Annotated in this window: 21 protein-coding genes; 14 read left to right on the forward strand and 7 right to left on the reverse strand. The window is 32.2% G+C overall.

What is annotated here, in order from left to right; translation table 11 throughout:
- The first annotated feature begins 66 nt into the window (after nt 1-66).
- The 7 genes from A9CBEGH2_RS10190 (at nt 67) to A9CBEGH2_RS10220 (ending at nt 12,335) form a co-directional block, all read left to right on the forward strand.
- Nucleotides 67-369: a PTS sugar transporter subunit IIB gene (locus tag A9CBEGH2_RS10190; protein ID WP_115716163.1), complete on the forward strand. Its 303-nt coding sequence runs from the start codon at nt 67-69 to the stop codon at nt 367-369.
- 1 nt (nt 370) lies between these two features.
- Nucleotides 371-688 carry a PTS sugar transporter subunit IIA gene (locus tag A9CBEGH2_RS10195; protein WP_115716161.1) on the forward strand — a complete coding sequence of 106 codons (318 nt, stop codon included), beginning with the start codon at nt 371-373 and terminating at the stop codon, nt 686-688.
- An 86-nt stretch (nt 689-774) separates the two neighbouring features.
- The gene (locus A9CBEGH2_RS10200; protein ID WP_163104710.1) at nt 775-2,241 is read left to right on the forward strand and encodes a family 1 glycosylhydrolase; all 1,467 of its coding nucleotides are present in this window, start codon (nt 775-777) and stop codon (nt 2,239-2,241) included.
- A 220-nt stretch (nt 2,242-2,461) separates the two neighbouring features.
- Nucleotides 2,462-3,631 carry a type II toxin-antitoxin system RelB family anti-toxin gene (locus A9CBEGH2_RS10205; protein WP_163104712.1) on the forward strand — a complete coding sequence of 390 codons (1,170 nt, stop codon included), beginning with the start codon at nt 2,462-2,464 and terminating at the stop codon, nt 3,629-3,631.
- A 344-nt stretch (nt 3,632-3,975) separates the two neighbouring features.
- A complete protein-coding gene (locus tag A9CBEGH2_RS10210; protein ID WP_163104714.1) occupies nt 3,976-4,731 on the forward strand; it encodes a Fic family protein in 756 nt (251 codons plus the stop codon).
- Between the two features lie 180 nt (nt 4,732-4,911).
- Nucleotides 4,912-6,315 (forward strand): phospholipase D family protein, encoded by a 1,404-nt coding sequence (locus tag A9CBEGH2_RS10215; protein ID WP_118361388.1) that lies wholly within the window; start codon nt 4,912-4,914, stop codon nt 6,313-6,315.
- Between the two features lie 188 nt (nt 6,316-6,503).
- Complete coding sequence (locus A9CBEGH2_RS10220) at nt 6,504-12,335, forward strand: endo-alpha-N-acetylgalactosaminidase family protein (RefSeq protein ID WP_163104716.1); 5,832 nt, start codon at nt 6,504-6,506, stop codon at nt 12,333-12,335.
- An 86-nt stretch (nt 12,336-12,421) separates the two neighbouring features.
- Here the strand turns inward: A9CBEGH2_RS10220 and A9CBEGH2_RS10225 are convergent, their stop codons facing one another.
- On the reverse strand, nt 12,422-13,600 hold the full coding sequence (locus A9CBEGH2_RS10225; protein WP_163104718.1) for an aminotransferase class I/II-fold pyridoxal phosphate-dependent enzyme: 1,179 nt from the start codon (nt 13,598-13,600) through the stop codon (nt 12,422-12,424).
- Nucleotides 13,597-14,085: an Lrp/AsnC family transcriptional regulator gene (locus tag A9CBEGH2_RS10230; protein WP_115716151.1), complete on the reverse strand. Its 489-nt coding sequence runs from the start codon at nt 14,083-14,085 to the stop codon at nt 13,597-13,599. The genes A9CBEGH2_RS10225 and A9CBEGH2_RS10230 overlap by 4 nt, the downstream gene beginning before the upstream one ends.
- A gap of 372 nt (nt 14,086-14,457) precedes the next feature.
- Here A9CBEGH2_RS10230 and A9CBEGH2_RS10235 point away from each other — a divergent pair, with 372 nt between their 5' ends.
- The 6 genes from A9CBEGH2_RS10235 (at nt 14,458) to A9CBEGH2_RS10260 (ending at nt 20,494) form a co-directional block, all read left to right on the forward strand.
- A complete protein-coding gene (locus A9CBEGH2_RS10235; protein WP_118362022.1) occupies nt 14,458-15,297 on the forward strand; it encodes a hypothetical protein in 840 nt (279 codons plus the stop codon).
- A 262-nt stretch (nt 15,298-15,559) separates the two neighbouring features.
- Complete coding sequence (locus A9CBEGH2_RS10240; RefSeq protein ID WP_118362023.1) at nt 15,560-16,039, forward strand: PTS sugar transporter subunit IIA; 480 nt, start codon at nt 15,560-15,562, stop codon at nt 16,037-16,039.
- Complete coding sequence (locus A9CBEGH2_RS10245; RefSeq protein ID WP_118362024.1) at nt 16,036-16,854, forward strand: PRD domain-containing protein; 819 nt, start codon at nt 16,036-16,038, stop codon at nt 16,852-16,854. The genes A9CBEGH2_RS10240 and A9CBEGH2_RS10245 overlap by 4 nt, the downstream gene beginning before the upstream one ends.
- Nucleotides 16,855-16,920: 66 nt before the next feature.
- Complete coding sequence (locus A9CBEGH2_RS10250) at nt 16,921-18,321, forward strand: PTS transporter subunit EIIC (protein ID WP_118362025.1); 1,401 nt, start codon at nt 16,921-16,923, stop codon at nt 18,319-18,321.
- A 13-nt stretch (nt 18,322-18,334) separates the two neighbouring features.
- Nucleotides 18,335-19,786 (forward strand): glycoside hydrolase family 1 protein, encoded by a 1,452-nt coding sequence (locus A9CBEGH2_RS10255; RefSeq protein WP_118362026.1) that lies wholly within the window; start codon nt 18,335-18,337, stop codon nt 19,784-19,786.
- A 207-nt stretch (nt 19,787-19,993) separates the two neighbouring features.
- Nucleotides 19,994-20,494, forward strand: a complete 501-nt coding sequence (locus A9CBEGH2_RS10260; RefSeq protein WP_163104720.1) for an NAD(+) diphosphatase — start codon at nt 19,994-19,996, stop codon at nt 20,492-20,494.
- A 10-nt stretch (nt 20,495-20,504) separates the two neighbouring features.
- Here the strand turns inward: A9CBEGH2_RS10260 and A9CBEGH2_RS10265 are convergent, their stop codons facing one another.
- The 5 genes from A9CBEGH2_RS10265 to A9CBEGH2_RS10285 all read right to left on the reverse strand — a co-directional run bounded on the left by A9CBEGH2_RS10265 (nt 20,505) and on the right by A9CBEGH2_RS10285 (nt 24,489).
- The gene (locus A9CBEGH2_RS10265) at nt 20,505-21,128 is read right to left on the reverse strand and encodes a YigZ family protein (protein WP_163104722.1); all 624 of its coding nucleotides are present in this window, start codon (nt 21,126-21,128) and stop codon (nt 20,505-20,507) included.
- A 164-nt stretch (nt 21,129-21,292) separates the two neighbouring features.
- Nucleotides 21,293-21,874, reverse strand: coding sequence for a GNAT family N-acetyltransferase (locus A9CBEGH2_RS10270; RefSeq protein WP_118362029.1), 582 nt, complete (start codon nt 21,872-21,874; stop codon nt 21,293-21,295).
- Between the two features lie 52 nt (nt 21,875-21,926).
- Nucleotides 21,927-22,658: a class I SAM-dependent methyltransferase gene (locus A9CBEGH2_RS10275; protein ID WP_118362030.1), complete on the reverse strand. Its 732-nt coding sequence runs from the start codon at nt 22,656-22,658 to the stop codon at nt 21,927-21,929.
- A gap of 72 nt (nt 22,659-22,730) precedes the next feature.
- Nucleotides 22,731-24,059 carry an MATE family efflux transporter gene (locus A9CBEGH2_RS10280; protein WP_118362031.1) on the reverse strand — a complete coding sequence of 443 codons (1,329 nt, stop codon included), beginning with the start codon at nt 24,057-24,059 and terminating at the stop codon, nt 22,731-22,733.
- A complete protein-coding gene (locus A9CBEGH2_RS10285; RefSeq protein WP_115716142.1) occupies nt 24,049-24,489 on the reverse strand; it encodes a MarR family winged helix-turn-helix transcriptional regulator in 441 nt (146 codons plus the stop codon). The genes A9CBEGH2_RS10280 and A9CBEGH2_RS10285 overlap by 11 nt, the downstream gene beginning before the upstream one ends.
- A 246-nt stretch (nt 24,490-24,735) precedes the next feature.
- Between A9CBEGH2_RS10285 and glmU the strand changes: the two genes are divergently transcribed.
- Nucleotides 24,736-26,091, forward strand: coding sequence for a bifunctional UDP-N-acetylglucosamine diphosphorylase/glucosamine-1-phosphate N-acetyltransferase GlmU (glmU, locus tag A9CBEGH2_RS10290; RefSeq protein ID WP_115716140.1), 1,356 nt, complete (start codon nt 24,736-24,738; stop codon nt 26,089-26,091).
- Nucleotides 26,092-26,109 lie beyond the last annotated feature (18 nt).

A 26,109-nucleotide genomic window follows, 5' to 3' on the forward strand; every position in this document is an offset into this window, starting at 1 on the left:
TTTATAAAAAATATAGACGATTATTTAAATATAATGAAAGCGGTTAAAGAAAAGGAGAATATAGAAATGAGAAATATTGTTTTATTTTGTGCAGCAGGAATGAGTACAAGTATTTTAGTAACAAAAATGAAAGAATATGCTGATAAGATTGGATACACATGTGAAATTAATGCGCATGCATTAACGGAGACATCTAAATATGGAGAAGATGCAGATATTATTTTATTAGGACCACAGGTTAGATTTCAATTAAATAATGTAAAGAAACAACTTCCAAATAAGATTGTAGAACCAATTGATATGCAGGCATATGGAACTATGGATGGAAAGAAAGTAATTGAGTTTGTAAAAGAAAAATTAGGTGATTAGAATGAATGGTCTTGAATTAATTAGCTTTCAAATTATCTCTGCGGTAGGAACAGCAAGAAGCATGTATATTGAAGCGATTGAGCTGGCAAAGCAGGGTAAGATTGAAGAAGCAAGAAAGATGATTAAAGAAGGTGAAGAAGCTTTTGTACAAGGTCATAGTGCACATGCAGAATTGATTCAAAAAGAAGCAGGTGGGGAATCAGTACAAGCTAATTTATTGTTGATTCACGCGGAAGATCAATTAATGAGTGCAGAAGCATTTCAAATTATTGCGACACAGTTCATTGATTTATACGAATCTATAAAAGTAAATAAATAATACATAAAAGACAGATTACATATCCGTTTCTGTCTTTTATAATATGTAAAGGTATAGAAATTCATATAATAAGAGGAGGTATTTGTGTGTTTAAAGAAGGTTTTTTATGGGGAGGAGCTACGGCTGCCAACCAATATGAAGGAGGATATTTAGAAGGAGGAAGAGGACTGGCAACTTCAGATACAAAAACAAATGGTTCTTTGACACGTCCAAGAAAACATAGTTTTCTAGATGAAGACAATAATATTGTATATTTAAGAGGAAGTGAAAAAGTCCCTTCTTCCTATAAGGCAGTTTTAGATGAAACGATGTATTATCCAAGTCATCAGGCTGTTGATTTTTATCATCATTATAAAGAAGATATCGCACTTATGGCAGAAATGGGATTTAACTGTTTCCGTATGTCTATTTCCTGGACACGTATTTTTCCTAAAGGAGATGAGACAGAACCTAATGAAGAAGGGTTAAAGTTTTACGATAATGTATTTGATGAATGTTTAGCACATGGAATTCAGCCAGTTGTAACATTAAATCATTTTGATATGCCACTTCATCTTAGTGAAGAATATGATGGATGGTATAATCGTAAACTTATAGATTTTTTCCTTCATTATTGTGAAACGGTATTTACAAGATATAAAGGAAAAGTAAACTACTGGATGACATTTAATGAAATTAATCTTCTTCGTGGATATGATACATTGGGTGTGCATGATATGAATGAAGAAAAATACTATCAAGCACTTCATCATATTTTTATAGCGAGTGCAAAAACAGTACAGTTAGGACATAAAATTGACCCAGAAAATAAAGTAGGAATGATGTTGGCACATATTTTGACTTATCCGGAAACTTGTAATCCAGATGATGTAGAAATGGAAATGATGGTAGCTCGAAGATTAAAATACTTATTTAGTGATGTACAGTGTAGAGGGTATTATCCATCTTATGTGTTAAAAGAATGGGAAAGAAAACAAATTTGTGTGAATCAGGAAGAAGATGATGCGAAAACACTTTTAGATGGAAAAGTGGATTATATTGGATTTAGTTATTATAATTCAGGAGTAATTACAACAAGAAAAGATGCAAAGAGCGCATTAGGAAATGGAATAAAAACAGCTACGAATCCATATTTAAAAGAAAGCGCATGGAAATGGCCAATCGATCCAAAAGGATTGCGTATTTCTTTAAATCTGTTATGGGATAGATATCAAATCCCTATGATGATTGTAGAAAATGGATTAGGTGCAGAAGACCATGTAGAAAGTGATGGAAGCATTCATGACGATTATCGTATTGATTATCTGCGTGATCACATTATACAAATGAAAAAAGCTGTTGAAGAAGATGGTGTAGATTTAATTGGATATACGCCATGGGGATGCATTGATTTAGTAAGTGCAGGAACCGGTGAAATGAAAAAACGTTATGGCTTTGTATATGTGGATATGGATGATGAAGGAAATGGGGCAAAGAATCGTTTGAAGAAAGACTCTTTCTACTGGTATAAAAAAGTCATTGCATGTAATGGAAATGACATTGAAAACTTATAAATGTTTATAAAAGTTTTGTGAAAACCGAAAGTTGTTGCTTAATAGATAAGCATATACTTCGGTTTTTTTAGAAATTTTTACAGAGGTAAACCTGGCAGTCCTGGACTGAAAGAATCTCTTTTTTTTGAAGAAAAGTAGGAGTATTATAAGTGATTCGCTATTTGTGGGGTGTTCAATTTATGCAGGATTGAGTAATATTTTTATGAAAGGAGCTGGAATTATGGATAGTAAAAAAATCGGAGCATTTATTGCGGTAAATCGTAAGAAAAAGGGACTCACACAAGAACAGCTTGGAGAAAAACTAGGGGTAAGCAATAAAACAGTATCTCGATGGGAGAATGGAAATTATATGCCAGATTTATCTCTTTTGGAACCTCTCAGCAAAGAGCTAGGAATTTCTTTGAATGAGTTATTAGCTGGGGAAACGATTGAGAAAGAAAACGCAATGGTATATATGGAACAAAATATACTAGATACGATTGATTACACCGATAAAAAAATGAAATATGAACATAAAAAAATTTCTATGTGTATCACAGCAGCTGGTATTTTCGTCTGCATTTGTGCCTTTAACATATTTCCTTCAGAAAGCAGCTGGGGAGAAATTTATTCCATTGCAGGGCTTTTGCTGATAGTTACAGGTATGTTTAGAGAATTAAAGTTTTCATCATTTTGGAAAAAAGGGATAATTTCTATTGTTGTATTTTTAGTGCTTTTAGGAATTTTCTTTGTCGTGGATTATATTGGAGTAGTGCAGTATAAACGACCACCAGTTTACAGGTATAAAACGACAACTGTATTTAATGAAAGTAAACTTATTGAATACCAAAACTTGTTTTATAATGTATATCGAATAAATGCAGATACACCAAATGAATATTATCTAATAGATAGTACAAAACAATATACAATTGATACAGTACCAGTAAGTCCTTTTGATATGGATAAAAGTGATATAGAACATCTTATAGAATATAAAAGTAACTATGTTGGAGACAACAGCAATACAGGAAATCTTATAGATGCATTACCTCTTTCTGAATATGGTTATGTGTTTGAAATTGATTCAGAAAAGAATGGAATCACGATAAGTTATCATTTTACAGACTGGTATCAAAATGAAAATTCCTATATTGAAAAAGCTTTGATTTATAATTCTGTATCTTCTTTTGCCTTGATAGAAAATCTCCAATATCTCAATTATAATTTTAGCGGCAGCAGTTATTCTATTACTCGTGAAACGATGGAACAGAAGTATCCTAATTACAAAAATATCTTTATAGGTCATACGATTGATACAGATAAGTTTAAACAATATGTAGATGAGAAAATAAATAATCAATCTTTTGTATCCGATATTTTTAAACTCTTTAAAAAAACAGATTTATAAGATATTGAAGAGCATTTGAACTACACAAAACACCGTCAGAAAATCAAAATTTACGGTGTTTTTTTAATAGGAAAGTTCTCCAAGAGATGAAGAACTATAAAAATAACTATAAGTAAAATAGTCAAAAGTAAATTATTCATTCTGCTTAAGCAGAAAGAATTCTATTGATTTTGAACTCATAAGATAAAAATAGTAGAACTACGACTCTTTAATGATATGATAAGTCATTTAATTTGATTATTTGAGGTATGTTTTAATTTTGATTGATTTTCCGTTAAATTAGGTTGCGGACTTTACGTCTGCCGTATGCTATAATAAAATACGAGTAGGAAGGGAGAAAAATCATGATTATTGATGCAAAAACTATACAGTTTTTAAAAGATACTCCGAATTCAGCATATCAATCAGTCAAGACAGAATTTTTATATCATTCTAATAAATTAGAAGGAAGTACCTTTAGTAAAGAAAATTTAGAGAAGTATTTAAATGAACAGATTATTGAAGGTAGTCACAAAATTGATGATGTGTTAGAAACAACAAATTCAACAGATCTTTTTGATTATGTAGTTGAAACATTAGGTGAGCCTTTAAGCAGAAGACTTATTTTAGACTTTCATAGAATGTTAAAAGACAGAACACTAGATCATGAAAGAGGATTTGCAGGCTGCTGGAAAAAGATTCCAAATCAAATTTCCGGTGTAGATTTAAAACTGGCTGAACCATGGGAAGTTGAAGGACGAATGGAAGAATTAATTCAGAAGTGGAATGACTCTCAAAAAGATTTTGATGCTATTGTTAAGTTTCATGCTAGATTTGAAAATATTCATCCTTTCCAAGATGGAAACGGAAGAATAGGTCGTTTCTTGATACTGAAGCAATGTATCGAAAATGGTGTAGATTTAATCATGATTGATGATGTCTATTCAAAAGAATACAAGAGTGCGTTATACGAAGCACAGAAGAATCAAAATTTTGATGAATTAAAAGAAATCTTTGTAAATTGCCAAAAACGATTGGATGAAAAATTAGATTTTTTGAAACAAACACTTGATTATATTCAAAAATATGAAGTAGATATGAATCCAAATCAATCAATTTAAAAACGCAGGAAATGAACTGCGTTTTTTATATCTTATAAATACGTGTTTTTAAGATTATTTTATATTTATATAGCAGAATATTAAATTAAACTTATATTTCTATAAAAATGCTTGACGAAACAGGAAAGGGGGATACACTTAATTATTGTAGTAAATAAGAATATATGAGGAGAAACAAATATGTTTAAAAAACGATATATAAAATGGGCATTTTTAGCTTTTATTCTGGTATATATAGGTGCAGCAACCATTCCTTATATTCCACATAAAGAAGTAAATGAAACGTATAAAACAAGTATTCAGCAAACTGCATTTTATGCAGATAAAACAGGGACAGAAAGAGTAGATTATATTGATGATAATACAGATGCTCTTCTTTATCGACTTCATATGATAGAAGAAGCACAGGATGAAATTATATTGTCTACGTTTGATTTTAATGCGGATGCTGCAGGAAAGGATATGATGGCAGCTTTACTGCATGCAGCACAAAGAAATGTCAAAGTAAAAGTAATTGTAGATGGAATCAGCGGCTTTTTAGATATGCGAGGAAATTCTTACTTTAAAGCCTTGGCATCACATGAAAATATTGAAGTTAAGGTATATAACTCTATAAATCTTTTAACACCATGGAAACTGCAGGCAAGGTTACATGATAAGTATGTCATCGTTGATGATAAGATGTATGTATTAGGCGGAAGAAATACTATGAATTTATTTTTAGGAGAATATACAGAAGAAAAAAATATTGATCGAGAACTTTTTGTATATGAGACACAGAAGAATAAAAATGCATCGATTCATCAGTTAAAAGATTATTTTAACAGCGTATGGCAACTTTCTGACAGTAAACAGTATACATGTGAAAATGTAAATAAAAAGATAGAGGAAAGTATTCATCAGCTAGAAGAAAGATACAAAAAACTGCAGGAACAATATCCAGATGCCTATAAAAAATGGAATTATGAAGAGAAAACAATAGAAACAGATAAGATTACATTGCTTTCTAATCCGATTGAAGCAGAAAATAAAGAACCCTACATGTGGTATGCAATTACTCAGCTAATAAAACAGGGAAACGATACAACAATTGTGACTCCTTATATTATTTGTGGCAAGGAGATGTATCGTGATTTAACAAATCTAACGAAACAGAAGAAAAAGATTGATATTATCACAAATGATGTAGCCAGCGGCGCAAATCCATGGGGATGCAGCGACTACTTAAATCAAAAGAAAAAGATATGGAATACAGGGGTACAGGTATATGAATATATGGGAAAACACTCCAGTCATACCAAAGCATTGTTAATTGATGATGAGATGAGCCTTGTTGGATCATATAATATGGATATGAGAAGCACGTATCAGGATACAGAGTTAATGCTTGCGGTGGATTCTAAAGAATTAAATAAACAGATGAGACAGGAAGTAGAAGAAAATAAAACGTATAGTAAAACAATGGGAAAAGATGGAGAATATACCTATGGAAAGAACTATGTTCCTAAAGAATTAGGGATTGGGAAAAAAATCATGTATAGTATCTTTCGTATAATAACAGTACCGATTCGAGGATTTTTATAAAAGATGAACTTAATTGTATCATCTTTTTTTTTACATAAGAATATTGTCTTAAATTGTAGATATATTGAAAATTTTAAAAATTCTTTTAGAACGCTAAGCAAAATGTATAAAAAACAAGTGAATATTTTTATATACTTTGCAAGCGATTACATGATATCTTTTCTATGTGAGATACGAGGAGGAAAAATATGAAGAAAAAGAAACAACTATTGAAGGTATTCAACCTTACAATGGCTGCTGCAATGGTTAGCACACCCGTCTTATCAAATATTTATACAGTATCTGCAAAGGAACAGACTGTAGATACAACAAAGAAAAAAACAAAGAAACAAGTAGTTTATGAAGATGGGGTTTATGATGAATGGAAAGGGCAAAATGTACAAGAAGGCGATTCTTCTAAGGTAGAAGATGGATGGCTTCATATTGTATCCGCTCCAGGGGATAGAAACAATCCTGGAACAAATCCTTATATGACAGTCAATCCAAATACGTTTGATTTTACAAAAGAAGGGTATTTCGAATTTACGATGAAGTCAAACAATGAAAACACCAATATAGATAATAGCGATCGTTTTGGTATTTATTTGGGATATAATACCGATCATAATGGTATGTATATCGGCTATGATAATGGTGGATGGTTCTGGCAGAAATATAAAGATGGCAATGGTGACTGGTATCAAGGAACTAGAGAAGCTGCTCCAAAAAAAGGTGTGGAATATAAAGTTCGTGTAGAATGGACAGCTGATCATAAAATGAGTTTTAAATTAAATGATAAAGTAATCTTTGATAAAGAAGACTTCTCTGGAATCTTTGCATCTATGGGAAATCAGATTGCGATTAAAGCAGGTTCATGGGGAAATAGTGGTTCTAATATTCTATTGAAAGATATTCATTATCCTGGACAAAAAGAGGCAGAAAAAGTTAATGTAACAGGAAAAATTCTTGACGCAGAGGGTAATGCGATAAAAGATGCTTTAGTTAAAGCAGGATCAGAAAGTGTAAAAACAGATATATCAGGTAATTTTGAAGTAAGCCTTCAACCAGGAACATACATGGTATCTGTTTCTGCACAAGGATATGAAACTTATACAGATGAAATAACAGTAGGTAGAGATGGATTAAATCTGGGGGAAATTAAATTAACAAAGGCTCCAGAACTAGTAACAGAAACATTATCTACTCCATACATGGATGTTTCTATTAATAAAAACTTCCCAAGTGTTCAAAAATATGTAATGAAAGAAGGAGATTTGAAAAATAAAACATTCTATGGGCAAACTTCTAATATAAATACGATTCGTATCAATGGAGAAGATATAAAACTTTCAGCAGACGATGTTCAATTTACGGTTAATGAGGGTAAAACACAGGCAACTTATAAAATGCATGTATACAATAATAAACTCAATAAAGAGGAAAGAACAATTGATGCTGATATTACAGCTGTTTTATCAGTAAAAGATGATGCTTTATCCTTTGAAATTACAGATGTTAAAAATAAATTGAATGAGAAATATACAGATGAAAATGGAAAACATATTTATGCAATTCAAAGCATTGAAATTCCAAATCATAGTTTGATTTCAGTTAACAGTGATCAGAAAGGGGCAAACTTAAAAGGTGCCGCAATGTCTTCAAACACAACCATTAGTGGTGATGAATATATTGAAGTCAATGATAAAACCGCATCTGGAAACAGAGATTATATGTATGCATTTATCTCTAATGATGAAATGAGCGCAGGGCTTTGGAGTAATGCAGAAAATGAAGGACGTGCTGTTTCTGTTGGGGTATCTGGAGGAAGTCACAACACAAGAGTTATGGCAACTACAGAAGAAAAAGATGGACATGTATCACTAGGTCTTTCTAGTACGAAATGGTATTGGCATAGAGAAGAAAAAGATTCTAAAGGGAAATGGCATTTAGTACAAGAAACTGCAAATCCACAGGCAAAAATTACGATTGCAGGAAATATCAATGGAGATAAAGAAATCGACTGGCAGGATGGTGCTGTTGCTTTCCGTGATATTATGCATAACCCATATAAGAGTGAAGATGTTCCAGAACTTGTTTCTTATCGAATTGCGATGAATTTTGGTGGGCAGGCACAAAACCCATTCTTAACAACACTGGATAATGTAAAACGTGTCGCAATGCACACAGATGGACTTGGACAATCTGTATTATTAAAAGGATATGGAAATGAAGGTCATGACTCAGGTCATCCGGATTATGCAAATATTGGACAAAGAATCGGTGGAGAAAAAGATATGAATACCTTAATGGAAAAAGGTGCAGAATATGGTGCTAGATTTGGTATTCATGTCAATGCTGGTGAAATGTATCCAGAAGCCAAAGCATTTAATGAAGATTTAGTTCGTCGTGATGCAAATGGAAACCTTCGTTATGGCTGGAACTGGATTGACCAGGGTATTGGAATTGACAGCGTATATGACTTAGGAACAGGATCAAGAGAAAAACGTTTTGATGAACTGGAAGAAAAAGTTGGACAAAAGCTTGACTTTGTTTATGTAGATATTTGGGGAAATAAGACAGGTGGAAGCGATGATTCATGGCAGACACGTAAGTTATCAAAAGAAATTAATGATAATGGATGGAGAATGGCTACAGAATGGGGTTCTGCAAATGAATACGATTCTACATTCCAGCATTGGGCAACAGACCTTACATATGGAGGTTATACACTAAAAGGTGAAAACAGTGAAGTAATGCGTTTCTTACGCAACCATCAAAAAGATTCTTGGGTAGGAGATTATCCAAATTATGGTGGAGCAGCGATTGCGCCTTTACTTGGCGGATATAATATGAAAGACTTTGAAGGATGGCAAGGTCGTAACGACTATGATGCTTATATTAAAAATATTTACACACATGATTTAACTACAAAATTTATTCAGCATCATGAAATTGTAGATTGGGAAGATGGAAAATCATTTACTGCTACAAATCCAGATGGTAAACCTTATACATGGACACCAGAAATGAAGATTACTTTAAAAGATGGCAAAGATACTTTAGTTCTTGAAAGAGGTTCTGATGATCCAAATGATCCTGCATATAGAGATAGAACGATGACATTAAATGGCAAAGTAATTTCTAAAGGTGCTGTATCAAGAGGAGATACAGGTGCTAAAGGAACAGAAACTTATTTATTGCCTTGGTTCTGGGATGCGAAAACAGGTGATCCTGTAAAATCCGAAGATGAAAAACTTTATCATTGGAATACACAGGGAGGTACTAGCGAATGGGATCTTCCTGATAGCTGGAAAGACTTAAAAGATGTTAAAGTTTATAAACTTACAGATTTGGGAAAAACAGAAGAAAAAACAGTACCAGTAAAAAATGGAAAAATTACATTAGAGGCTGAATCTGAAGTTCCTTATGTTGTATATAAAGGTGAAAAAGGAAATCTTGATATTACATGGAGTGAAGGAATGCATATCGTAGATGCAGGATTCAACAGTGGTCATTTTGATGCATGGACAAAACAGGGAAGTGGAAAAGCAGAAATTGCGAAGAGTCAATACAGCAATCCAATGATGAAATTAAGTGGTGAAGTGTCAATGACACAGACATTGACAGATTTAACTCCAGGAAAGCAATATGCGGTATTGGTTGGTGTTGACAATCGAAGCGATGCGAAAGCCAAAATGACTGTTAAATCAGGCGATAAAGTATTAGATTCTAACTATACAACAAGATCAATTGCGAAAAATTATGTAAAAGCATATACACATAGCAATGCAAGTGCAACGGTTGATGGAAGTAGTTATTTCCAGCATATGTATGTACATTTTACAGCTCCACAATCAGGAGAAGTTACATTAACACTATCTCGTGATGCAGGAGAAGGAGCAACATACTTTGATGATGTACGTATTGTAGAAAATGAAGCTAAAAATATAACAAAAAATGCAGATGGTGAAGTTGTTAAATTTGAACAGGATTTTGAAAACAATGTACAGGGAATTTATCCATTTGTTGTTAGTGGAAGTGAAGGCGTAGAAGACAATCGTATTCACCTTTCTGAATTGCATGCCCCATATACACAAGCTGGATGGGATGTAAAGAAAATGGATGATGTACTTGATGGAAACTGGTCTGTAAAAGTAAATGGATTAACACAGAAAAATAATCTAATTTATCAAACAATTCCACAAAACTTCCGTTTTGAACCAGGTAAAAAATATAAAGTAAGCTTTGATTATCAAACAGGAAGCGAAGGAACCTATGCGGTTGCTGTTGGAAATGGAGAATACAATGGCAATGTAGAATTAGATGAATTGCCTATGTCTATGGGTAAAGATAAAGATGGACATTATACAACAGAAATTATTGGAGATGCAAGTGGACAAACATGGTTTGGTATTTATTCCACAAATAAAGCTCCAGATTTACAGGGAACAAGTGGTTCAGCAGCAAACTTTGGCGGTTATAAAGAAATTGTATTAGATAATGTCGTAATTGAACAGGTAAAAGAAACAATCAATGAAAGTAGTTTGAATGATTTAATCAAAGAAGCAGAATCAAAATATAATAAAACAGATTATGAGCCAGAAGTATGGAATGCATTCCAAAAAGAAATCGCAAAAGCTCGTGTAGCTTTAGATAAGGATAACGTTACACAAGAAGATATTGAAGAAGCGTTCTATGCATTAAGAGGAGCAATAATACGAATGGATACATCTGCTGGTGTTGATGGAAGTGACGAATCTCGTGATATTGCGACAGATGGAATGAAAGCAACGGCTGGAAATGAACAAGCGACAACAGGTGATGAAGGCCCTGCAAAAAATGTACTAGATGGTGATGAAGGAACAATCTGGCATACAAGCTGGGGTGGAACTTCTCAAGATAACCAGTGGATTGATATTGCGTTGAAAGAACCAGCAACAGTTGCCGGATTAAGAATGATGCCACGTTCAAATGGAAATAATGGAGTTATTACAGAAGCGGAAATTTGGGTAAAAACAAAAGATAGCAAAGACTATACAAAAGTGAAAGAAGCTAAATTCGGTACGAAAGGATGGCAGGCTGTAAACTTTGATGCAGTTGAAAATGTAACGAATGTAAAAGTAAAAGCAACAAAAACAATTGGAGATACAACAAATAAATATGCATCAGCAGCAGAAATTCGTTTAATGGGAGAAAAGATTGACCAGCCAATCGTTGTTGATAAATCTGGATTAAAAGCTGCAATTGATGACGCTAAAAAATTAAATGAAAAAGATTATACTCCAGATTCTTGGAAAGTATTAGAAGAAAAATTAGAAAAAGCAGAAGTTGTAATGAAAGATGATAATGCTACAGATTATGATGTGTTATTAGCAACAGCAAATCTATCTGAAGCTATTCAGGCACTTGATCCTATTACAGAACCAGGGCCTGGAGAAGTAGATAAAACGGCATTGAACGATTTAATTAAACGAGCAGATTTAATTGATACAACACGTTATACAGAAGAAAGTGTAAATGTATTTAAAAAAGCATTGGCTGAAGCAAAAGAAATAAATGCAGATGAAAATGCTACACAAGAAAAAGTAGACAGTGCAAAAACTTCTTTGGAAAAAGCAATGAATGGATTGCAGTTAAAAGAAGAAACAAATGTAGATAAGACAGCATTAATGGATAAATTGTCTACAGCACTTCGCTTGGATAGTAAATACTATACTCCAGAAAGCTGGAAAGTGTTAGAAAATGCGATAGCAAATGCACAGAAAGTAATTGATAACGAAAAAGCAACACAGAAAGAAGTTAATGAAGCCTATGCTGCATTAGATAAAGCAATTACTTCTCTTGTATTAAAAGAACAAGGAACACTTCCAGAACAAAAACCAGAAAAACCATCATCTGGGGATAAAGATAGTTCTATCGAAAACAAAGATGATGTAAAAACAGGTGTAGAAAGCAATACAAAAGGATTGTTGGCATTTGCCTTGTTATCTGGTGGAGCTATTGTTTCACTTCTTAAAAAAAGAAGAAAATTAAATGATTAATTCTTCTGCAATTGTCCTCTTTAAAACAGGCAGATGAATAAAAAAGAAGCCGATTCCGTAATGAGTCGGTTTCTTTTGTATTAATACTATTTATTTGCATGAAGTTTATCTAAAAACTTCTCAATACGATCTAATGCTTCTTTTATATGCTCAATACTATATGCATAAGACACACGAATAAAACCTTCACCTGCTTCTCCAAAAGCAGTTCCCGGAACACAGGCAACATGCTGTTCCTGTAATAGTTTTTCACAAAATTCATCACTTGTTAATCCAGTAGAGCGAATATCCGGAAAAATATAAAACGCCCCTTGTGGAAGATGTGTTGTTAACCCTAAACGATTAAATCCCTTGGTTATATAATTTCTTCTAGCAAGATAAGATTCACGCATTTCCTGCACATGGATATCTCCATTACGCATGGCATCAATTGCACCATATTGTGCAGGGGTAGAGGCTGACATAATGATATATTGATGAATTTTATTCATTGCCTTGATAAAAGTTTTATTTCCCAGGACATACCCTAATCTCCATCCGGTCATCGCATAGGCTTTTGAAAAACCACTAATGATAATAACCTGATCTTTGATTTCATCGAAATTAGCTAAAGAATAAAAACTATCATCATAGGTAAGTTCTGCATAAATTTCATCGCTGATAACGATCAATTCATGTTCTTTAATAATTGGCACTAGTTTTTCATAATCTTCTTTTGTCATCACACCACCTGTTGGATTACTAGGAAAATTAATCAATAAAACTTTTGATTTTGGTGTGATAGCAGCCAATAACTTTTCTGGTGTTAGTTTAAATTGATCTTTTTCCTCCAGCTGTACATAAACTGGCTTTGCTTTGCATAGCTGGACACCTGGAGTATAAGCTACATAGCTTGGCTGTGTTAAGATGACCTCATCATCGATATCTACAAAGGCACGTAAGGCAATATCGATACCTTCACTTCCTCCAACTGTAACAATTACATTATCATTTGGATTATACTCTAAATGAAATCTTCTCTTCATATAAGAACAGATTTCCTCACGTAAACTAAGAAGTCCCTGATTTGCGGTGTAATGTGTTTTTCCACTTTCGATAGAATAGATAGCTGCTTCTCGAATATGCCAAGGAGTATCAAAATCCGGTTCCCCTACACCAAGAGAAATTACATTTTCCATATCATTCGCCAAATCAAAGAAACGACGAATTCCACTTGGTTTGATTGTACGAACCGTTTCACTTAAATAGGATTCATAATCTCTCATGGTGTCACAACCAACCTTTTTTCAGCTCTATCCTCTTCATCAAAAATAACACCATTGATTTTATATTGTTTTAATACAAAAAAAGTAGAAGTGGAGGTAACATGGTCGGTAGTAGCCAGTTTTGCGCCAACAAAATTAGATATTTCCTGCATTGTCTTTCCATAGATAATTACAATGAATTCACTTTTACCACTCATTAAATACATCGTATCCACTTCTGGATAACGATAAATATTTCTCGCAATGCGATCGTATCCATAATCTCTTTCAGGGGCGACCTCTACTTCAATCATAGCCATAACTTTATCTTTGTTTGTTTTATCCCAGTTAATGATTGTATGATAACCACATATAATTTTTTTCTTTTCCATATCCTTCATGGTATGGATAACACTTTCTTCATCTTCTAATAAGATGTCCGCAAGATCTCTAGTATCATATCTTGCGTTTGTCTCTAATAAAGACAACAGCATTTCTTTATTCATAGCATTCACCTTCTTTAAATATATTGTCTATATTTTACTCCTTGCAATACAATTAGTAAATATAAAACATAAGGTTTCATACGATAATAGGATATGTAAGATATAGAAGAATAATGAATGTAGATAGAGACAAGACTTGAAAAGATAGATATACTATAAAATGCCAAACAAAGAATGAAAACGCTTAAATAGTTATTGAAAAAAATCAAAATAGTTGTAAAATGTAATTGTAAATATCACATTAAGTATAAATCCTAGAAGAGGGATATTTGGCTGATATGCCTTTTATTTTTTATAATAGAAGAAAGGGACATTTACATAGTTTTTATAAACGAAAAGTATGAACATCGACTGGGAGAGGAGGAAAAAACTATGGCAATCTATGATATATTATATGAGGTGAAGGATAAAAGAGAAGAGGATAGCGGAATCAGTGATTTTAATGGATTTTTAGAAGACTACCTTTCCATCATTGAAACAAATGAAGAAATGAAAGAAACGAAAGAAGTTTTACAGGCTTTATTTGAAGAAGATAATGATTTACGAATTGTATGTAACTTAAGATTAAATATAAATAAAGATGCAATTGCAAATCAGATTATTCGATATAAAGATGCATTTAAACTTCCTAAAGAAACAATATGCTGTCCATATATCGTATATGGAAATTTTGACGGAGAGCAAAAAGCATTAATTTTAACAATAGGGGATAAAGAAGAATACATACTTGCAAAGGCACTTTACTATGTCATTAGTGAACCAGAAAATGAGTATGAAGGAACTAGAAATGAAATTATAGCCATGAGTGTTTCAAAGGAAACGATTAGTAGAATGCTGGAGAGTGTAACAGCCTTTTTCCATCAGCGTAGAAAAGCTGGTATTGTACAAAGACAACTGGATTCCATCGTTTTTGACAGTTATGATGAAATGTATGAAATGGCAAATGCAATGGCACAGGAACAAAAAGAACATATAAAAGATATCTTATTAGCAAGTGAAGATAAAGAAACTGCAATTTATCAAATCATTGTAAAATGGTTTTTGATGAAGAAATTTTCTTATGTGCAATATATGATGGATAAAAATACATTGCATAAATTATATGAAGGAAATGTGAAAAAACAACGTCAAGTCGCAAAAGAGAAAAGTGATGCAATCTGTTTTATTTCTCTGAGTGAACTCTGGAAACTAACAAAAGAACTAGATCATTAGAAGGTGTCGAAAGATGATAGTCTAAATATAATAAAATGTTTTCTAATTCGATTTTAGAATTATACACTGTATCATTAAAATAAGGTAACGAAATAGGATTTAGAAAGAATAAAAAAAAGCGTTGACATTTGGAATCGTTTTCATTATACTTTATATTGTAAGATAGGTTTGTTACTCAAAGGTTCTTTGAGGCTTGTCCTAAAATGACTTTAGTTTTTTTAGGATGGCTTTAAGGAACCTTTTTAAATATTAGGAGGTATTTATGTTTGGATTATTTAGAAATAAAAAAATGGATTTGTATGCTCCAGTTAAAGGTGAATGCATAGCAATAGAAGATGTACCAGATCCAGTTTTTTCAAATAAGTTATTAGGTGATGGAATTGCATTTAAACCATTAAACAATACAATTTCTTCTCCTTGTGATGGAACTATTACTATGGTTGCAGAAACAAAACATGCTCTAGGTTTAAAAGCTAAAAATGGCACAGAAATTATGATACATGTAGGGTTAGATACTGTTAATTATAATGGTAAAGGTTTTAAATGTTTTGTTTCAAATAATCAGAAAGTAAAAAAAGGACAAAAGTTGATTGAAGTAGACTTAGATTTTTTTAGAAAAGAAAATGCAAATCTAACTACTCCAATGGTTATCATTACTAAAGATATTAATTTAACAATTATTTCAAATAAAGGAATTGTTGATAATGATTCTGTAGTAGTTAAGTTAGGTGATGAAATGTGAAAGTAATAAAAAACATTAATAATAATGTCTCTTTATGTATAGATTCTAAAGGAAGAGAGGTCGTAGCTTTTGGGAAAGGTATAGGTTTCATAAGACCCCCTTATGAAATCCCTTTGGAAAAGATTGATAGGACTTTTTATAGTCATAATATATCTGATTATAGTGTATTAGAAGAAATACCGGTTAATGTCATAGAGGTAAGCATTAAAATTGTTGAAGAACTAGAGAAAAGTTTAAATGTAACAATGTTATCAAGCGCAGCATTATCCATTGCGGATCATATTAATTTTGCTATTAAACGTAATGTAGAGAATGTAAAAATGGAGATGCCAATTCAAGAAGATTTAAAACTGTTATATCCTAAAGAAATTCTTTATGCTGAAAAAGCACTTAAAACAATTAAAGAATATACTGGCTATGATTTACCGACACAGGAAGTTGGAACTCTAGCATTGCATTTTATAAATAGCCAAATAAAAAAATATAGCGACTGTTCAATTGATTCAGAAGAATTAGTTCATCAAATTAGGAGTATTTTAGAAAAAGTATATAAAATAAAGATAGATGTAAATAGTTTTAATTATTCTAGATTTGTTACTCATATGGATTATTTAATTAAACGCATTATCAAAAATGAACAAATAGATAGCGATAATGAAAAAATGTATGATGAAATAAAAAAGAGATTTGAAAAAGCATATGAATGTACCTTACTCATTGAACAAGTTTTTGATGAAAAACTACAAAGAAAGTTGAACAAAGAAGAACGTTTATATCTCATGTTACACATTAATAGAATGTGTACACGAGTATAATATACGGTTTGTATAATAGGTGGCCAATATTAAACAACCAAAATTATAGAATGGGAGGATAAGTAAATGAAAGATTATAACGCATTAGCTAAGTCTATTCTAGAAAATGTTGGTGGTAAAAAAAATATCACTAATGCAATGCATTGTTATACACGATTACGTTTAAATTTTAAGGATACAGGATTGGTAAATTTAGATGCTATCAAAGAGTTAGATGTTATTGGAGCACAGTTTACAGGAGAACAGCTTCAAATTATTATAGGAAATGAGATCAATGAAGTTTATGATGCATTTATAAAATTAACAGGACTTAATAAAAGTGAAATCATAGAAGAAAATTTAGATAAAAAAAATGATGAAGTTAAAAAGAAAAGAAAGACAATTAAAGGAATATTTTCAGCAATTGTCGATGGTATAGTAGGTTGTATGGTACCAATATTACCTATGCTTATAGCATCAGGATTATTAAAAGCTATTGTATTAGTCATCCAACAATTTGAATGGCTAGATGTTAACTCTCCGACTTTAATAACTTTGAGTTTTGTAGCAGATTCAGCATTCTATTTTATGCCAGTAATTATAGGTGGATTTGCTGCTAAAAAATTTGGAGCAAATATAGCGTTAGGAGGAATGATAGGAGCTGCTTTAATACACCCTTCATTCATTTCAGCAGTAAATGAAGGGACATCTTTAAGTGTTTTTGGATTACCTATTTATCCTGCATCCTATAGCAGTACTGTTGTTCCGGTTATTCTATCTGTATGGGTAATGAGCTATGTTGAAAAAGTAATTTCAAAGTATAGTCCAAAATCTATAAGAACCGTTCTAGAACCTGTTTTAACATTACTAATTATGACACCATTGACATTTTGTCTTTTAGCACCAATAGGTACTATGTTATCTTCTGGTTTTGCAAGCTTAGTTACAACATTTTACAATACTTTTGGGTTTATAGCAGTAGCATTATTATCTGCATTTATTCCTTGGGTAGTTATGGTTGGTATGCATGTTGGAACTGTACCAATTGCTATTAGTCAAATTGCAGAAACAGGAATTGATCCAATAATGATGCCATCATTCTTTATTGCAAATTTTGGTCAAGGTGGAGCGTGTTTAGCGGTTGGAGTAAAAACTAAAGATTCAAAATTAAAATCATTTGCATTTAGTAGTGCTTTCTCTGATATCGTTCCAGGAATCAGTGAACCAGGAATGTATGGTATTACATTAAGATATAAAACACCAATGATTGGAGCCATGATAGGCAGTGGATTTGGAGGATTATATTATGGATTAATGCATGTTGGAACTTTGGCATTTTTGCCACCTAATCTATTCCAATTAACTGCATATGTAGGTGAAGGTGCTCTTGCAAATAATTTGATTCATGCCTGCATAGGAGTCGTAATTACATTAATAGTTTCATTTATAGCAACATTTATTTTATATAAGCCAGAAAAGGTAAAATAGGAGGTAAAAAGTCATGAGTTTTCCAAAAAATTTTTTATGGGGTGGTGCTACATCAGCATCTCAATATGAAGGAGGTTATGCTATTGGAGGTAGAGGGAAATCACATTTAGATTATATTAGAAGAGTAGAGAAAGATGATACAGATAAAACATTTCCAATTAATGTTACTGAAGAAATGTACAATGACCATAAATTGCATGAAAATGAATATAACTTTGCTTTTCGTAGAGGGAGCGATTTTTACAATCGATATAAGGAAGATATTGCATTATTAGCAGAAATGGGGTTTAAAACCTTTAGAATGAGTATTTCATGGAGTAGACTGTTTCCAACTGGTAAAGAAAAAGAGCCTCTAAAAGATGGGGTAGAGTTCTATCATAATGTATTTAGAGAGTGTCATAAATATGGTATAGAACCATTGGTTACGATGATACATTATGAAATACCTGTTTCTCTTTTAGAAGAATACAATGGCTGGGAAAGTCCTAAACTTATTGAATTTTTTACACATTATACAAAATTTTTGATTGATGAATATGCTCATGAGGTTAAATACTGGATTACATTTAACGAGATTAACATGATTATGAATTCTTCGTATTTAGGTGGAGGTCTATTTGTCGAAAAGTCTAAGCGCTCAAATGAAGAGTGTATACATCAAGCACTTCATCACCAATTAATTGCTAGTGCATTAACTGTCAAATATTTTCATGAACATGCAAAAGAAAGTTATGTTGGAAATATGATTGCTCGATTGCAAAATTACCCATATACATGTAAACCAGAAGATGTATTAGCCACTCAACAACAAAATCAATTTAATTATTTTCCTACAGATGTACAGGCTAAGGGATTTTATCCAAAATCAATTTTAAATTATTATAAGAAAAATAATATTAACATAGACTATTATCCAGACTATGAAAAAATATTATTAGAAGGTAAAGTAGATTTTATTTCCATTAGTTATTATCATACAGCAGTTATAAGTAATGATAAAGATAAAAAAGAACCTATAGGAGCCTTTATTAGAAATCTTTCAAATCCATATTTGAAGAAAACAGATTGGGATTGGTGTATAGATCCAATTGGTCTTAGAATTACTTTAAATGATATGAATGATCGCTATGGTTTGCCTATATTTATTGTCGAAAATGGATTAGGTGCACATGATAAACTTGAAACTGATGGAAGTGTACATGATGCATATCGCATTGAATATTTATCGAAACACATTCAAGCAATTAAGGATGCATTAAATGATGGATGCAATGTAATTGGTTATACTCCGTGGGGATGTATTGATTTAGTTAGTTGTGGAAATTGCCAAATGACAAAAAGGTATGGATTCGTATATGTAGACGCTGATGATGAAGGTAATGGAACATATAATAGATATCGCAAAGATTCATTCTATTGGTATAAAAAAGTAATTAATTCTAATGGAGAAGATTTGTCTATTTAGAGTTTCAGAATAATATATTCAAAAAAAGCAGACAAGGTTCTGCTCTTTTTGAATTTTTGATTATAAATTATAAGAAAATATGTATCTTGATAAATTAAATTCAAAGAAAGTGGTGTTTAATTAATAATTTTAAAACATATGAATGAAGATTGTTTTAGCAATAGAAGTTATTATAATATTTGGTAGAAAAACTAAATAGGAGGATTTATGAAATATTGTGAACAGTGTGGAAAAGAACTTGTTTTAAAAAGTATAGAAAAAGAAGGGAAGATACCTTATTGCAGTTCTTGTGATAAACTATATTTTCCGATGTTTAATACAGCAGTATCGATGATTGCGTTAAATCCTAAAAAAGATAGGATACTGTTAATTAAACAGTATGGAAAAAATCGTAATATACTAGTAGCTGGTTATGTGAATAAGGGCGAAAATGCAGAAGAAACGATACAAAGAGAGATGAAAGAGGAAATAGGAAGAGATATTATTTCTTATCAATATTTAAAAAGCTCTTATTATGAAAAAACAAATACGCTTATGTTAAACTTTGCTGTTGTTTTGGATAGTGAAACTTTAGATATAGATAAAGAGGAAGTAGATGAAGCAAAGTGGTTTTCCTTTGAAGAAGCTAAAAATGAGATTGCGAAAAATTCTTTGGCAGAGCAGTTTTTGTTGTACTTTCTTGATATGTATAAAAACGTGAAGGTATAAAAAAAGAGGATTACTCCTCTATCGTATGAACTTCCACATCAAGTAAGATTTCTTTTTGAAACTGTGCCTGATATTTTCCATTTGTGATTTCTAAAATATCGTCGTTTACATCTGTTTTTGATAAAAAGGTATAACAAACTTCTTCGTCATACTGCTTATCACTTATCTCAATTTGATGACTTCTAAAGTAATAATCAAGTTTACCTACCAAATCATAAGAGAAAGATAGTGTATATTCCTGCATGATTTCCTTTTGTGTTAATACAGCATGATCAAGTGCATTGGCAACACTTTTTGAATAAGCACGAATCAATCCACCTGCACCTAATTTAATACCTCCAAAATAGCGAACAGTTACCGCAAGGGTATCTTGCATATTTCGATTTGTTAAACACTCCAGCATAGGTACACCAGCTGTTCCACCTGGTTCACCATCATCATTGCTTCTTTGGATTTCATTATGTTCTCCAATGATAAAAGCATAGCAGTGGTGTCTGGCATTTGGGTGTTCTTTTTTTATTTTTAAGATATATTCTTTCGCATCTTCTTCACTAAATGTTTTATGCAAATAACAAAGAAAACGACTTTTTTTAATTTCTAATTCTTCCATATGGTCTTCTTTTAATCGATACATATTTCTCACCACCTGTATTTTATCATAGAAAACTGGTTTTAGAAAAGAACTGTACGCATGGTATGATATGCATTGCTTATTTCTCAGCAAAAGTGCTAGAAAATAGAAAAATCAAAAGGGAAATTTAGATGCTGTATTGGAAACTTATAATATAGCTTGTAATTTTATATAGGATTTTCCTTGTTATTTTCAACTTTTTTTATTTCTTTCCATTCATCTTCTAAAATAGACATGATAATGCTGTTTGCATAAGTTTCTCCATCTAAAACAGCATCTCGAAGAATACCTTCCTGTTTAAATCCAGCTTTCAAGTAACAGTGTTTTGCTCTTGGGTTAAAATCAAAAACATCAAGTTCTAAGCGATGAAGTTTTAGATATTCAAAGGCGAAATCTCGAATACATCTTACTGCCCAGCTGCCAATGCCTTTTCCTCGTGCATTGGCTGAAAAGATGGCAATACGAAAATTAGCACAGCGAAGTCTATGATCTATTTCATTTATTACAACTTCTCCTATGATATCCTGATTAGGGGAAAGAATGAGAAATAGATAGAAGTCTTCGTTTTTAATTGCGTTTTGAAAGAAAGCTTTGACTTCTGCTTTTGTATATTTCTCTTTAGAGCCAGTTAAGCGAATGACTTCTTTATCAGAAGGACAAAAACTATTGTTGAAGTATGGTTCAAAATCACTAGGCTGTGCAAAACGAATAGTAAAATTATTTTTTTGCCAGATAAGATTTGGTTTCATATACGATTACCTCTTTACATTTTTTAATTGTTTTACGATGAAGATGTTTAAATTACAACTTTTTAAAAGATAGTAAAAGCATCATAGGACGACGCATTTCATCTTTCATACCTTCCAAATGCATCATAGATTGTGGAGGTTTTGGTTCTATGATATGTTGAAGCATAAATCCTTTTTGTAGTAGAGTATTAAGATACGTTGTCAGTGTTCTATGATATTTGATTACTTTCTCTCCTAAAAAAACAGCTTCTCGCTTTCCTTCATAATAATAGTTATCTACTGGAAAATGAAGGATATTTCCGTTTTCATCATAATACCAGTCCTGTGTGCCATAGGAAGTAAAGACAGGATGTTCAACAGAGAATACAAATTCTCCACCTTGTTTTAGCCATTTGGAAATATTGTTTGCCAGGGATTCAAAATCTTTTACGTAATGGAAAGCTAAAGAACTTATGATAACATCAAAGGATGCTTCTTCAAAATCTAAATCCTCCATTGCGATACATTGATACTCTATTTTTTCATCCTTGTTTTTCTGTTTTGCGATGTTTAGCATTTTATGGGATATATCTATTCCTAAAACAGAAGCAGCACCATGATTTGCAGCATATTTACAATGCCAGCCATAGCCGCATCCTAAATCAAGAACCTTTTTATCATGGAAATCTGGAAGAATTTTTTGCAGTTCATGCCACTCTCCAGCACCTTCTAATCCTTTTTTAGAACGTTCCATTTCACTGTATTTTTTAAAAAATTGTTCATCATCATATTTGTTTTCTTTCATATGTTTTTTCTCCTTATACATATATGATTTTTACTGTTATTCTTATTTGCTATACGAGAATTTAGAAAGAATTTAAGCCTGAAAGTATTCTTTATTTTTATATATGGTAGTAATAGAAACGATGATAGCTAATAGCTCTGCGATAGGAACAGCAAGCCAGATGCCATCAACGCCCATAAGCTCTGGAAGGATAAGCAAGGCAGCAATCAAAAACACAAATGTTCTTAAAAAAGATAGCATTGCGGATACTTTACCATTGGAAAATGCAGTAAACATACTTGAAGAAAAGATATTCATACCTGTAAATAAGTAACTGATAGAAAATAAGAAGAAGCCGTGGTAAGTAATCGCAAATACTTCACTGTCGGGACTTGTAAATACAGAAATGATAGGAGTAGCAAACAGGATGGCAATAAGAAACATTGCAAGAGATAAAACAGAAATGATACCTACGCTCATTTTGAATAATTTTTTTATTTGTACTTTGTTGTTGTTTCCATAATTGTAACTAAATACAGGAGCAATACCAGAACTGAATCCCATGAAAATAGAAGTAAGCAAGAACTGTGCATATAAGACAATCGTAATTGCCGCTACACCATTTTCTCCCATATACTTTAACATGATTTTATTAAACAATAAAGTAACAATCGCAATGGCAAGGTTTGTAACCATTTCAGAAGAACCATTTGTACATGTTTTTAATAATACATTTTTATCAAAGACAGGCTTTATCAAATAAAGTGTTCCTTTACGATTCAATGCAAAATAAAGAAGTGAGATGATTGCAGGAAGAGCATAACCTATAGAAGTTCCTATGGCGGCTCCAGCTACTCCCATTTGAAGAACTACGATAAACAAATAGTCAAAAACGATATTGGATACACCACCTAATATGGTTAAAGCTAAACCTAGATGCGGCTTGCTGGCAGTAACGAAAAAGGTTTGAAACAACATTTGTACAACGGTCAATGGACATGCTAGAAGCAAGATAAATAGATAATCATAACAATATGAATATAACTTAGGAGTTCCACCTAAAATCTTAATGATTGGCTCTATCCATAACAGTCCAATAATCATAACAATAAAACCAAGAATGATGCCGACCATAATGATCATTGAGAAGTTTTGTTTTGCTTTTCTAGGTTCTCCCTCTCCCATGTTTTTCGCAATAATGGCACTTCCTCCAGTTGCCAGCATGATGGCAATTGCGATAATAATACTTGGAATGGGAAATACGATATTTAATGCAGATAAAGCATTTTCACCAACAAAATTGGATACAAAAACAGCATCTGTCATTTGGTATAAAGACATAAATACAAGCATAATACAGGTAGGTGCTGTAAATTTTAATAATGATGTGATGGTAAAGTTTTGTGCTAATTTATTTTCCATTAAAAATCTCCTTTATATAACTTTCTTCAATTTCCTTTAGTATTTTAGAAAAAATTTCCTGTTCTTCTATAGAAAACTGTTCATTTACTTTTTGCATAGCTTTATATAAAGCTTTGTCATACTGTGTATAGATGTCTTTGATTTCTTCTTCTAGATGTAAATAGTAGACACGCTTATCCTGTTTGCTTTGTTGCTTGATTAAAAGTCCCTGCTTAACCAGTTCATTCACTTTTAAGGTAACGGCAGACTTGGAAATATGAAGTGTTTGTGCAAGTTGTGTGATCGTACATTTTGGTGTCTGGGCAATAAGATCTAAATACAGCAGGCTATTGTATGTGATATTCAGATTCTTGAATTTTTCATTCATTAGTTGAAGCTCGTTTACACTCATTGTGTAGAAAAAATGATTAAGAGTATCTTTTAAAAGCATAGTATCCTCCTTTATAGTTAAGCAAATTTAATTATAATTACTTAACTATTTTAGGGGCTTTCCTTTTTTTTGTCAATTTTCTTCATAATGCAGCATCATGATTTTTCTAAAAAACAGGAAGAATAATACAATGTAAGATGAGGATAGGAATGTATAGATGTAAAATTTTTCAAAAACTATTAGAAATGTCTAGATAAGCTTTTTTTTAAGTGTGAATTTTGTTAAAATAGGTACGGAGGTAATAATATGAGATCTGCGATAGTTTTAGCTGCCGGTAAGGGCACAAGAATGAAATCGGATAAATGCAAGGTCATGCATGAAGTTTTGCATAAACCAATGATTGGCCATATTGTAGAAAGCTTAAGAAAAGCAAATGTTGATCGTATTGTGGTTGTGGTAGGTCATGGAGCAGAAAGTGTCAAAGAATATTTGAAAGATAGCGTAGAATATGCTTTGCAGGAACCTCAGCTTGGAACAGGACATGCGGCAATGCAGGCAGAAATGCTGAAGGAAGAAAAGGGCGATACCATCATTTTATGTGGGGATGGTCCATGCATTCAAAGTGAAACGATTTTAAAGGTATTTGAAGCAAATAAAGATCATGCCTGCAGTGTTGTTACAGCAGTGCTGGAAGATGGTGCACGTTATGGAAGAATCGTTCGTAATGAAAAAAATCTAGTTGAAAAAATTGTTGAAGCAAAAGATTGCAGCAGTGAAGAACTGGAAATTAAAGAAATCAATACTGGAATTTTCTGTTTCAAAAATGAGTTGTTGTTTGAAGGGTTAAAGGAAATCAAAAACAACAATGCACAAAATGAATATTACTTAACAGATTTAGTAGAAATCTTTAATAAAAAAGGATTATCTGTAAATGCTATGGTTGTTGATGATGTAGATGAAACTATGGGTGTCAATGATCGTGTGGATCTTGCGAAAGCACAGAAGTGGCTGAAACAGCATGTGAATAAAAAACACATGATGAATGGTGTTACGTTAATTGATCCAGATAATACGTATATCGATACAGAAGTAAGCATTGGGGTAGATAGTGTGATTTATCCAAATGTGCATTTGGAAGGAAACACAGTGATTGGAAACAATGTAACTATTTTCCCTAATTCTTATCTGCGTAATGCAGTTATTGAAGATGGTGCTGTGATTGACAGCAGTAAAGTAGTAGAAAGCAAAGTTGGGGCAAATTCTACTGTTGGACCAATGTCTCATTTAAGAAATAACACAGTAGTAGCTTCTAATTGTCGTATTGGTAACTTTGTGGAATTCAAGAATACAAACTTTGGAGAAGGAAGCAAATGTGCACATTTAACTTATGTTGGAGACAGCGATGTTGGAAAAGGTGTGAATTTTGGCTGTGGAGTTGTTACGGTCAATTATGATGGAAAAAACAAATTCCGTACGACAATTAAAGATGGGGCTTTCATTGGAAGCAATTGTAACTTGATTGCGCCGGTAACCATTGGAGAAAATGCTTTGCTTGCGGCTGGTTCTACCATTACATCTTCTGTTGAAGATGGAGATATGGGAATTGCAAGATCACGTCAGTCCATAAAAAAAGGTTATGGAACAGTATATAAAAACAAATAAATACAAGTATTTGGAAAA

Source organism: Amedibacterium intestinale (assembly GCF_010537335.1).
GTDB lineage: Bacteria > Bacillota_I > Bacilli_A > Erysipelotrichales > Erysipelotrichaceae > Amedibacterium > Amedibacterium intestinale.